Annotated in this window: 7 protein-coding genes and 1 CRISPR repeat array; of the genes, 6 read left to right on the plus strand and 1 reads right to left on the minus strand. The window is 47.5% G+C overall.

Annotation, left to right across the window (positions count from 1 at the left end):
- Nucleotides 1-351 precede the first annotated feature (351 nt).
- The 3 genes from NG796_RS20760 (at nucleotide 352) to NG796_RS20770 (ending at nucleotide 2,688) form a co-directional block, all read left to right on the plus strand.
- A complete protein-coding gene (locus tag NG796_RS20760) occupies nucleotides 352-1,962 on the plus strand; it encodes an Hsp70 family protein (protein WP_261208978.1) in 1,611 nt (536 codons plus the stop codon).
- Between the two features lie 22 nt (nucleotides 1,963-1,984).
- On the plus strand, nucleotides 1,985-2,140 hold the full coding sequence (locus NG796_RS20765) for a hypothetical protein (protein WP_261208981.1): 156 nt from the start codon (nucleotides 1,985-1,987) through the stop codon (nucleotides 2,138-2,140).
- Between the two features lie 158 nt (nucleotides 2,141-2,298).
- Nucleotides 2,299-2,688, plus strand: a complete 390-nt coding sequence (locus NG796_RS20770; RefSeq protein ID WP_261208982.1) for a nuclease A inhibitor family protein — start codon at nucleotides 2,299-2,301, stop codon at nucleotides 2,686-2,688.
- 121 nt (nucleotides 2,689-2,809) lie between these two features.
- Here NG796_RS20770 and NG796_RS20775 read toward each other — a convergent pair whose 3' ends face one another.
- Complete coding sequence (locus tag NG796_RS20775; RefSeq protein WP_261208984.1) at nucleotides 2,810-3,643, minus strand: DNA/RNA non-specific endonuclease; 834 nt, start codon at nucleotides 3,641-3,643, stop codon at nucleotides 2,810-2,812.
- Between the two features lie 168 nt (nucleotides 3,644-3,811).
- Here NG796_RS20775 and NG796_RS20780 point away from each other — a divergent pair, with 168 nt between their 5' ends.
- From NG796_RS20780 to NG796_RS20790, 3 genes are all read left to right on the plus strand, one after another.
- A complete protein-coding gene (locus NG796_RS20780; protein ID WP_261208986.1) occupies nucleotides 3,812-5,248 on the plus strand; it encodes a folate/biopterin family MFS transporter in 1,437 nt (478 codons plus the stop codon).
- Between the two features lie 141 nt (nucleotides 5,249-5,389).
- Nucleotides 5,390-6,886 (plus strand): carotenoid oxygenase family protein, encoded by a 1,497-nt coding sequence (locus tag NG796_RS20785; RefSeq protein WP_261208989.1) that lies wholly within the window; start codon nucleotides 5,390-5,392, stop codon nucleotides 6,884-6,886.
- A gap of 170 nt (nucleotides 6,887-7,056) precedes the next feature.
- Nucleotides 7,057-7,599, plus strand: coding sequence for a DUF2231 domain-containing protein (locus tag NG796_RS20790; RefSeq protein ID WP_261208990.1), 543 nt, complete (start codon nucleotides 7,057-7,059; stop codon nucleotides 7,597-7,599).
- Nucleotides 7,600-8,058: 459 nt separating this feature from the next.
- A CRISPR array of direct repeats spans nucleotides 8,059-12,008; the repeat unit is 37 nt; unit sequence GTTTCAATCCCTGAAAGGGATTAGAGGTCATTGGGAC.
- Nucleotides 12,009-12,095 lie beyond the last annotated feature (87 nt).

Genomic DNA, 12,095 nt, shown 5'->3' on the forward strand with positions numbered 1-12,095 from the left:
TTTGGCTTCTACCATTTTGAGGTTAATGTTAAAGATTGGTTAAGTCTTGACCCGGAAAAAACAGGGGCATTCAAAGGTCCGGTGGGGTTTGGGAAGAGACATCCCGAGGGATTGTGCAACCGAATCCCAGAATACAGAAACTCACTGAAGAAAGTCAGCAGGGGCGATCGCCATTTAAAATAAACTTGTTCTATCGGATTGGCACAGCGGTGAGAAACCGGGATTCTTCACCAACCCTCTGCCCATCTGCACCCCAGGAGGGCCAGAAACCGCCTTTCTGGTCCCGTTGATGGAAGAGTGACCCGGGGCTCTCGGCGAGATTGGACTATCACCCCTAACGCTTTAGGAATCATGACAGGCTACAATATCGGACTCGATTTCGGCACTACTAACTCGATCGTCTCCTACATGGGTCCGAATGGAGAACTGGATGCGTTCCAATATGGGGGGCCAGACGGTCATAAATATGTCCCTTCCTTTATCGCCTACGATGAGGGATTTGTGGAAATTGGCATGGCAGCAAGGACGACGGCAGCGAATCATCCGGAGGTAGAAAGTTATGGCAATTTTAAAATGCGGTTGCCCTTGGCTGATTTTTCCGAGTATTTTGCAGGCGATCGCACACCGAGTACGGTGACGGCAGATTACCTGCGGGAACTGCTAATTTCTGAGGAGAATCCCTATAGTTTCTTGAACCAACAAGGGGGAGTGAAGGCGTTGGTAGTTTCGGTTCCCGAAATTTGGCAGCGAGATATTTATAATCGGGGCCGCGAATCGCTCCAAACCTTAATTAAACAGTTAGGATTACCCCTCATTCATCTGGTGAGTGAACCTGTGGCAGCGGCGGCTTATTATGCTTGGGAAATTCAACGCCGCGCTCGACAAGAGGGAGTTGCTCCCTTTAGTGGAAATTTGCTGGTTTGTGATATGGGAGGCGGGACTTTTGATGTGAGTCTGTGCCGGATTTATGGGGATAAAAAGGTGGAGGTGCTTTATTTTGATGGAGAAGGCGATCGCGGTTTAGATTCTGCCGGAGTTGCCTTTGATCGCCACTGTGTCCAACTCGCCTATCAGCGCAAACAAGGCCACCCGTTAGATGAAACAGACCCGGAATTCCTGCGTTTACTCCGAGAGTTTGAAACGGTTAAAATTGGCTCTCATGGCCGAGGAACGCGCAAACTCATCAACTGTTTAAAAGAACCAGATATTTATGGCGATCGCGATTTATATGTCTTTGCAGGCGGCTACAGCGTCAGCTTCGCGGAAGTCCTAGAAGCTTTTACCCCCATTTCCGCCGGAATTCACCGGGTGATGAATCGCTTAAAAGCTTGGTTACAGCAACAAAACCTAGAAATTGACCGCCTCTTTTTAGTTGGCGGATTCTCCCAATTTCTCCTCGTTCAACGCGCCATTTCCGAAGCATTAGCCATCAATGAAACCGACCCCCGCTTTGACCAAACCTTTAACATAACCAATAGTGCCTATGCCATTTCTTACGGAGCTTGTTTAATCGCAAATCAACTCGTAGAACCTACAGAAAAATACGTTCACACCCTGGGAATTGTTGTAGATACTATTAATCCCCAAGCGGAACGAGAACAGCGGTTTATACCCATTATTAAAGGCGGTTCAGGTTTAGATGAATTGGCAAAACCCCAGTTTGCCGATATTCCCCCCTTAGTCACCTTTCAAAATGATACTCCCCTAAGTTTAACCCTTTGGGTTGACCCCCAATCCAAGGGCATCAGATTGAAAGAATCTCTACCCGATATGGTTAAACTTCCGAGTTATGATTCCCATGACTCATGGCGGGTGGGAATGCGAGTGGATCGGTCTCAAATTGCTTATTTAGTGATAGAAGATATTGCCGGAGAAAAACGAATTGAATACGAGCTAGGCAATGCGATCGCCAAAATGTTTCCGGGTTTTGTCTTAATTGATGAGCGGACACCCGATAATTAAAAAGAGTAAGTTTTTTACATTTATGCTGATTTACCTCACATTTAACTGCACCTCCGGTCCCCTCCCCTTGGCAAGGGGAGGGTTAGGGTGGGGTCCTCATTGCCGAGCGATCGCACGTCACGAAAAAATAGGTGGGACCAGCCTTTCTACAATTGCGATCGCCTCCAAGAGTGCGTGACGTGGCGGTAAGCGGAGCTATCCCGTAGGGAATCGCCACGTCAGGAAAACCCCACCCTAACCCTCCCCTTGCCAAGGGGAGGGGACCGGAAGTGTACTTAAATGTGGAGATGTACTTCTTATTTAAGCCCAATAAATTATCTTAAAAACACCCCAACTATGACCCAAGCAATAACCGAAGAATTGACAAACCTCACCCAAGATTTGCTCTGGATGAGTGAAGCAGATTATCCCTGGCAAGTTGTCTCTTATGAATGTTCAAATATCACCCCGGAAAAACTCTTAGAACAGAGTAATCTTCCCTCGGATACCCCTGTTGAGACCGTGAGTATCGAACGTTTCTTTGCCCCGGCACTCCGGGAACAATCGTGGCACAATGAAGAGGAACGAGCAACCCGAGACCGTTATCAACAGTTATTTGATTTTCTGAATGAGCAATTGAATGACTTAATTGTTTATCGTCTCGGAGAGGTAGAAATTGAGGCTTATGTATTGGGAACGGTGGAAGATAAAACTGTAGGAATCAAGACAACTATTGTAGAGACATAATTCCATCATGATAAGGCACGGCTTTGTCCTTTTCTGATAATTATAGCTTTTGTTCAAAAAGGATGGATCCCCCCAACCCCCCTTAAGAAGGGGGGCTTTTTAGAAGTAGGTAAGGGGTCTATTAGAGATTGTCTACGCGACTCTCGATCGCCGCTTGAATCCCTACTGGCAGATTAGACAAGAAATCATACCCGGTTGCCGCTTCCAAGACATCGATGGAGACTCGGTAATCCCGCCATGCTGTATTTGCCACTCGTTCCGTATTGGGCATTCGGACAGCGATCGCCCGGGTATCTGCCGTAATATCATCCAATCCACTGCCGGGGCGATCGAGAACTAGGATAATTTTCCAAGTATAGCGCGGGACCGTAATGCGACCATTGGCGATCGCCTTGATTCGTCCTTCCGGTCCCGCAATAATATACAATTCCTTCCCCTCTTCCACCAACTGCCGGGAATATTGTTCTAATTCATTCCACACCTCTCGATTATTCGCCGCCGATTGGGGCATTATATTAGTCATGACAAATGTAGAGGAATTGTCCTCAGATGAAGCGGTGCGATCGCCCGAAGGTACGAGATGTCCGCGATCATATCCACTCCCCCGATAATCCGTCCCCCTCACCGCATAAAACCCTTCCGGTAACGATTCATCGGGTCTAAAATCATCTTGGCGGTCCACCGTCCCCAACCAGGATGAATTCAACTGCCAACTCACCCAATTTGCCGTCCCCAAACTGCGATTATAGGACAACACATATTGAGGCTTTTCCATCAAATAATTATCCGCATTCGCGGGATCCCAAGTAGCATTACTCGGATTTCCCAGTAGCAAATGGCTTTCCAGACCCGTCGGCGGTCCCAACAACAACGGACAACCCGCTAAAATAATAGCCACACAACAGGCGATCGCAGCCAAATAAACGTGCCTAAATCCGGAATTACGATTAGACATCCCCATCAACCCCCAAACAGATCTCAACCCATTCTACGCCCCTCCCCTTTCACATCCCTCCGTGAAAATCCGTGAAATCTGTGGTGACTTCCCTCCCTAGAAGTAGCCACCCTTGGAAAAATAAAGTTATGCTATAAATTATTGAGAAATGTTAAGAAAATAAGCCCCATGCTAACTTCCCCGACGAATGGAGCCAAAATCAAAACTTTAATACAAGAGAAACTCTTATTCGGCAACGAACCTACCCCTGAACTGGTTGCGATCCTGCTGGTGTACTTCGTGCAAGGCATCCTGGGGTTAGCCCGATTAGCCGTGAGTTTCTTCCTCAAAGACGAACTCGGGCTAGGTCCTGCAGAAGTTTCAGCCTTAATGGGGATTGCTTCTTTACCCTGGATTGTTAAACCCCTCTTTGGGTTTATGTCCGATGGGTTACCCATTTTGGGGTATCGCCGACGACCCTATCTCATTCTGTCGGGGATATTTGGTGCAGTCGCCTGGATCGGCATGGCAACTCTCGTCAATACGGGATGGCAAGCGACAGCCTTAATGTTGCTCAGTTCTCTGTCTGTTGCCGTCAGCGATGTGATTGTAGATTCCCTCGTCGTTGAACGCGCCAGAAACGAGTCTTTAAGTAATGCCGGTTCCCTGCAATCCTTGTGCTGGGGTTCCTCCGCCATTGGGGGATTGATTACGGCCTATTTGAGCGGTTCTTTGCTGGAACATTTTAGCAGCCAAACGGTGTTTTTAATGACGGCAAGCTTTCCTCCCATCGTCTCTGCCGTTGCTTGGTTGATTGCCGAGGAACGAGTGGGGGAGGATGCGACTGGGTTGGTACAAGTTAAAGAACAAGTGAGTCAACTCAAAGGTGCGATCGCTCAAAAAGCGATTTGGTTACCCACTGCCTTTCTGTTTATCTGGCAGGCAACCCCATCCAGTGATTCCGCCTTCTTTTACTTCACCACCAACGAACTGGGATTTCAGCCCGAATTTTTAGGCAAAGTGCGACTTGTCACCAGTCTTGCCTCCCTCGTGGGGATTTGGCTGTTCCAACGCTTTTTTAAAACCATTCCCTTTCGCACAATCTTCCGGTGGTCAACTCTGCTTTCTGCGGTGTTAGGGATGACAACGTTGTTACTGGTGACCCATAGCAACCGGGCGATCGGCATCGATGACCATTGGTTTAGCATCGGCGATAGTTTAATTCTCACCGTCATGGGACAAATCGCCTATATGCCGGTTCTAGTCCTCGCTGCCAGACTTTGCCCCCCAGGAGTCGAAGCCACCTTATTTGCCCTATTAATGTCCGTCACTAACCTAGCCGGACTGCTGTCATACGAAGAAGGCGCATTGCTGATGCACGTCTTGGGAGTGAGTGAAACCAACTTTGACCAACTCTGGTTATTAGTTGTGATTACCAACCTCACCACCCTGTTACCCCTAATGTTCATCAAATGGCTACCGGATAGTAATTCGGGCGATAATCAATCTGCCTTTTCCGATGAGAATCGGCAGTATGAAGATAGGCCGAAATTAAGTCCGGATCATGCAGGGGCGATCGAACCCTTACAACCGGAACAAGTTCCTGAACTAGAACCCTCAGCCTAATCCGGGAACCCCCCCAAATTAGCTAATGTACCCTCATGTTTGTAGTAACGACTTCAGTCGTTATCCAGATTAACTCGTCCTCCAAACATTCAACCCAATCCCCACAATTAACATTAATCACCCCAAATTTCTCTCAACTTCATGCAACTCCAAAAGCGTCAACCCCAAAACATTTCCTCCAACAAATCCTATACTCGCCAAGACTGGCAAAAAGGCTACGAATCCCAATCTAAGGAATTTGACTACTGGATTGACGACATCCAAGGAGAAATCCCCACCGAACTCGAAGGCACCTTCTTTAAAAACGGTCCCGGACTCCTCGATATTAACGGTGAACCCATTCATCATCCCTTTGATGGCGATGGCATGATCTGCAAAATAGCTATCAAAAAAGGTCGCGCCCATTTTAGTAACCGCTTCGTTGAAACCGAAGGCTATCTCGCCGAACAAAAAGCGGGAAAAATCCTCTATCGTGGCGTCTTTGGCACCCAAAAACCCGGGGGATGGTTAGCCAATATTTTTAACATCAATATTAAAAATATTGCCAATACCAACGTTATTTATTGGGGAAACAAACTCCTCGCCTTGTGGGAAGCAGCCCAACCCCATCGCCTTGACCCTCATACCCTAAAAACCCTAGGATTAGACTCTATTCAAGGCACTTTAAACCCAGGAGATGCCTTTGCCGCCCATCCGCGCATTGACCCCCATTCTCAACAAGATGGCGGTGAACCTTGCCTCGTCAACTTTGGGGTTAAAACCGGACCCTCCAGCACCATCACCATTTATGAACTCAACCCCACGGGGGAAGTGGTGCGACAACATTCTCACAGCATTCCTGGGTTTGCCTTCCTCCATGACATGGCAATCACCCCTAATTACTGTATCTTTTTCCAAAATCCCGTCCGCTTTAATCCTTTACCCTTTTTATTAGGATGGCGCAGTCCCGGGCAATGTATTGACTTTAATACCCAGGAAAAAACTAAAATTATTTTAATTCCTCGGGATGGGAAATCAGCGGTCAAAATCATTGAAACTGAACCTTGCTTCGTCTTCCACCATGCCAATGCTTGGGAAGAAAATGGGGAAATTTTCATTGATTCCATCTGTTATGACTCTTTCCCTTCTGTTGACCCCGATCTCGATTTTCGAGACATTGATTTTGATTCCGTTCCTGCGGGTCAGTTATGGCGATTTCAGGTAAACTTAGAAACCGCAACTGTGCAGCATCAGGTGATAGAAACCCGCTGCTGTGAGTTTCCCGTCTTACATCCTGAACAAGTAGGCCGACCCTATCGGTACTTGTATATCGGAACTGCTCATGCATCCCAGGGAAATGCCCCCTTGCAGGCAGTATTAAAGCTGGACTTCAAAACCCAAACCCAACAGATATGGAGCGCCGCCCCGCGAGGATTTACTGGGGAACCCGTGTTTGTTCCGCGTCCTGGGGGAACCCGGGAAGATGAGGGGTGGTTGCTCGTGCTGATGTATGATGCTACACACCATCGGTCTGATTTAGTCCTATTAGATGCGGAAGATTTGACCCAAGGACTGATCGCCCGCTTGCACCTCAAACATCATGTTCCATACGGATTGCATGGCAGCTTTACCTCAGAGTGGTTCGGTCCAGAGGCATAAATTTATTCCCATTCGAGGGGATGAAATCTGCCGGTAGGTGGATTTAGGGTGAGGGGAAGAAGGCTTACAACTAAGGCAGCTTAAGTTAGGAGCGAATACAGGTGAGCTAAAGCATCGCCTCAAGTATTCGCTCCTAATTTGTTAAAAATTGGCGGTTAACAAAAAAGATTATGGCAACAAGCGAAAGAAGAATCTCCCCTTATCCGAATATTCCCCCAGTCATTGAAACTAAAGACGAAGAGTATTTGGATTCTGGTGTCACCAGTAAACTATCCATCGCCGGTCATCCGATCCACCCCGTCATCGTGACCATGCCGATCGGGTTACTAATTTCTGCCTTGATTAGCGATGTGGTATATTGGGGAACAACAGATTTATTTTGGGCCAGAGCGTCATTTTGGCTGATTGTCGGAGGAATCATCAGTGGAGTCGCCGCTGGTCTCACAGGAATGTTTGACTTTGTGAAAATCAAACGAGTCCGCGATCGCAGCGCCGGATGGATTCACATGATTGGAAACATCGGCGTGTTACTACTCAGTATCCTCAATCTGTGGACGCGACTCGGAGACCCTGCCGCACCGATTATACCTTGGGGATTGGTTCTGTCACTGATTATTGCCAGCCTATTGGGAGTAACCGGCTGGTTTGGCGGTGAACTCACATTCCGTCACAAAATAGGCATCATCGGAGCCGGTCCCGAGAACTTACCGTAATTCCGGGAAATGTGAGAATGAACACCGGGGCGATCCCAGTCTGAGAAGAGGGATTTGGAGGCGATCGCCCCGGTGTTGTCATGCCATTAACCCCAGTTTCAATCCCGGAAAGGAATTAGAAGTCATTGGGACTGGGACCCGACTCCGGCGATCGTGCTTGGGATAAACCCTTTGTTTCAATCCCTGAAAGGGATTAGAGGTCATTGGGACTTGTGGCTGATCCGGCGATCTTATCCAGGCCCATCTCGTTTCAATTCCTGAAAGGGATTAGAGGTCATTGGGATGTTCAGGATCCTCCGGTTGCTTCCCGTTGATTCGTTTCAATCCCTGAAAGGGATTAGAGGTCATTGGGACTTTGCGAGGATTTTGTTCTGGCTTGGGGAGATTGTAACGAACGCGGCACAGTTAGTTAAAGGTCATTGGGACTTTGCGAGGATTTTGTTCTGGGCTATATTTGCCGTTTCAATCCCTGAAAGGGATTAGAGGTCATTGGGACCGGTGATAATCAAGGGAATCTCTGGGTGAGCCTTGTTTCAATCCCTGAAAGGGATTAGAGGTCATTGGGACCGGACAACCTAGAGGAAGACAGCGACGGATTGACCGAAGTTTCAATCCCTGAAAGGGATTAGAGGTCATTGGGACGGATGCCCTAATCATGCCGCCACCGATGAAGCTAGTTTCAATCCCTGAAAGGGATTAGAGGTCATTGGGACCCAGAGTCGGTAACCTGTTCCAAAGTTGGCATAGTTTCAATCCCTGAAAGGGATTAGAGGTCATTGGGACGTCTGGCCCTAGATTGGCCTGGTATCCCGAAACGTTTCAATCCCTGAAAGGGATTAGAGGTCATTGGGACTGTATTATTTTGGCCCGTGATTCTCAGCAGTTATTTGTTTCAATCCCTGAAAGGGATTAGAGGTCATTGGGACATAGTAAGTTTGTTCGTCTCAGCCCTTGGGCTGGGTTTCAATCCCTGAAAGGGATTAGAGGTCATTGGGACAAACATCACGATCGGCACGGGAGCAACTTTACTAGAGTTTCAATCCCTGAAAGGGATTAGAGGTCATTGGGACTCGATGCTTTGCCCCCTGGGTATTTTCTTCAAGTTTCAATCCCTGAAAGGGATTAGAGGTCATTGGGACCTTTCGGGTCTGCTGGCCCGAACAAATAGTGAACCGTTTCAATCCCTGAAAGGGATTAGAGGTCATTGGGACCCAACCAACCGGAACGGAAACACCAGCGGGAAGCCAGTTTCAATCCCTGAAAGGGATTAGAGGTCATTGGGACTCTGAACTATGGCACGAAAAGACTATTACGTTGAGTTTCAATCCCTGAAAGGGATTAGAGGTCATTGGGACTTACTTTGGCCGCCAACTGCCTCTAATAATTTGTGATCACTTGTTTCAATCCCTGAAAGGGATTAGAGGTCATTGGGACTGGGACATTGTGACGAGGTTTAGTGCCGGGATTTACCCGGTTTCAATCCCTGAAAGGGATTAGAGGTCATTGGGACATCTTCAAGTTCGCCCGTTGCTGGGTCTGCTACCAATGTTTCAATCCCTGAAAGGGATTAGAGGTCATTGGGACGAACTCATCTCCATTCGGTTGAATCCGTGTGGATAATGGCAGTTTCAATCCCTGAAAGGGATTAGAGGTCATTGGGACGAAATAGATTAACTCTCATCATCTCCCCCTTCCAATGTTTCAATCCCTGAAAGGGATTAGAGGTCATTGGGACCGCGGTCCCCCCCTTTCCCAGGGGAGGGGGAAGAGGTTTCAATCCCTGAAAGGGATTAGAGGTCATTGGGACTTGTTGGGTAGTCTCAGGGGCATCGGTGGATTCGTTTCAATCCCTGAAAGGGATTAGAGGTCATTGGGACCACGAACGCGAGAGCAAGCGGCGCGGCAACCCCCAGTTTCAATCCCTGAAAGGGATTAGAGGTCATTGGGACTTTTTTCGGCTTTTTGCCGTTTAAGTTCATTGAAGACGTAGGTTTCAATCCCTGAAAGGGATTAGAGGTCATTGGGACGACCAACTCGAAAAGGGCGAAATCATCTCGGACATGTTTCAATCCCTGAAAGGGATTAGAGGTCATTGGGACCCGACTTTCTGGAGTTTTACCCTCTATGCAGTGAAGTTTCAATCCCTGAAAGGGATTAGAGGTCATTGGGACAAAGGAAGGGGATAATTTCCTCGGGAAGGCGCTTGTTTCAATCCCTGAAAGGGATTAGAGGTCATTGGGACCGTAAGTCGTAGCGCCGCAGGGAAGGGGTATTTAGTTTCAATCCCTGAAAGGGATTAGAGGTCATTGGGACGCGGGAGGCAAAATTTTATCCTAGGAACTGGGTGGTTTCAATCCCTGAAAGGGATTAGAGGTCATTGGGACTCGCTGCATCAAGCTGGTAGGCGAGGAATTCACTGTTTCAATCCCTGAAAGGGATTAGAGGTCATTGGGACGCTCATGAGCGCTCATGATACTTACCTCATTTGGCTAGTTTCAATCCCTGAAAGGGATTAGAGGTCATTGGGACAAGGTTGCGCCTTATTTCTTAATTCAGGGTGTTCAGTTTCAATCCCTGAAAGGGATTAGAGGTCATTGGGACTTCTTTTGCTAACAAAATTGATACAGGATTCTATCGTTTCAATCCCTGAAAGGGATTAGAGGTCATTGGGACCTGAATAATTGGAATTTAAATGATAATTCTTTTGCTGTTTCAATCCCTGAAAGGGATTAGAGGTCATTGGGACCCGGTTCCGGAAGTGTGTTGATTAACTTAAGAGAGTTTCAATCCCTGAAAGGGATTAGAGGTCATTGGGACCCCTTCGCCCTCGTAGCGTTTGTGCGGAAGTTGTCGCGTTTCAATCCCTGAAAGGGATTAGAGGTCATTGGGACTGATGGGGTTGGAGAAATTATCAAGGGAGTTCCTTTGTTTCAATCCCTGAAAGGGATTAGAGGTCATTGGGACAAATTTCCAGACTCGCCCTCAATCCACCTTTGTGGTTTCAATCCCTGAAAGGGATTAGAGGTCATTGGGACCTAACAACAAACGAATGGTGCGAAGCATGGGAAGTTTCAATCCCTGAAAGGGATTAGAGGTCATTGGGACTGAAGTTTGGATCTATATAATTGAGCGATAGATGTTTCAATCCCTGAAAGGGATTAGAGGTCATTGGGACTAAGATATGGCGATGCTACAACAAGGGGGACAAGTGTTTCAATCCCTGAAAGGGATTAGAGGTCATTGGGACCATTCCATATTCTCACCGAAACTATCCATATCAAGTTTCAATCCCTGAAAGGGATTAGAGGTCATTGGGACTGGAGATTGTTTTTCCCGTTCAGCCAATTACTCCGTTTCAATCCCTGAAAGGGATTAGAGGTCATTGGGACGTTTCCAGGGAGCCACTGCGGTTCTTCTGTCGGAAGTTTCAATCCCTGAAAGGGATTAGAGGTCATTGGGACGGAAATGAAAGAACGCCTTAAGTCTAATGAAAAAGCAAGTTTCAATCCCTGAAAGGGATTAGAGGTCATTGGGACAAGGAACCAGCCCCGGGGGACAAGCACCAGCGGGGAAAGAGTTTCAATCCCTGAAAGGGATTAGAGGTCATTGGGACGAGGGTTATTGGCTGAGAAATCTGGCGGTAACCCTGTTTCAATCCCTGAAAGGGATTAGAGGTCATTGGGACTTTGATAACTTCCCCGACATTTTCGGCCCCCGCTGGTTTTATCCGTTTCAATCCCTGAAAGGGATTAGAGGTCATTGGGACTTACTTAAATCCACTTCTTCCTCGTTTTTAGCGGGGTTTCAATCCCTGAAAGGGATTAGAGGTCATTGGGACGTTACCTTGATCAGCCCGAAGGGCATAGCTATAGTTTCAATCCCTGAAAGGGATTAGAGGTCATTGGGACCTTAAAAGAATAAGAGAGGCATCCTTCTGGGATGTTTCAATCCCTGAAAGGGATTAGAGGTCATTGGGACACGGCACGGACGCAAGCGACCGACCGGGCAGCGAACGGTTTCAATCCCTGAAAGGGATTAGAGGTCATTGGGACCTGTCTCAAATAGCAAAAATCTGGGAAAGCGCGGGGTTTCAATCCCTGAAAGGGATTAGAGGTCATTGGGACGCTGAGTTCTTGTAGCTGAATCTTTCCATTTCTGTTTCAATCCCTGAAAGGGATTAGAGGTCATTGGGACTTCCGAGTGATACGATTTTCACGGTTTTTGAGCAAGTTTCAATCCCTGAAAGGGATTAGAGGTCATTGGGACTTTGCCCGAATCATCACCTGGGGAACTTCCTTGGGTTTCAATCCCTGAAAGGGATTAGAGGTCATTGGGACATGTAATTATCTTCAATTTTGATTTTTACCGGCAAGTTTCAATCCCTGAAAGGGATTAGAGGTCATTGGGACAGGGGACAGCCTTACAGGTATATGTTTTTATCACCTAGGGTATAATAGGGAAGGGAGGGACCCCAGGTATCCCCGGATGATGAAAGA

Source organism: Laspinema sp. D2d, assembly GCF_025370755.1.
Classification (GTDB): Bacteria; Cyanobacteriota; Cyanobacteriia; order Cyanobacteriales; family Laspinemataceae; genus Laspinema.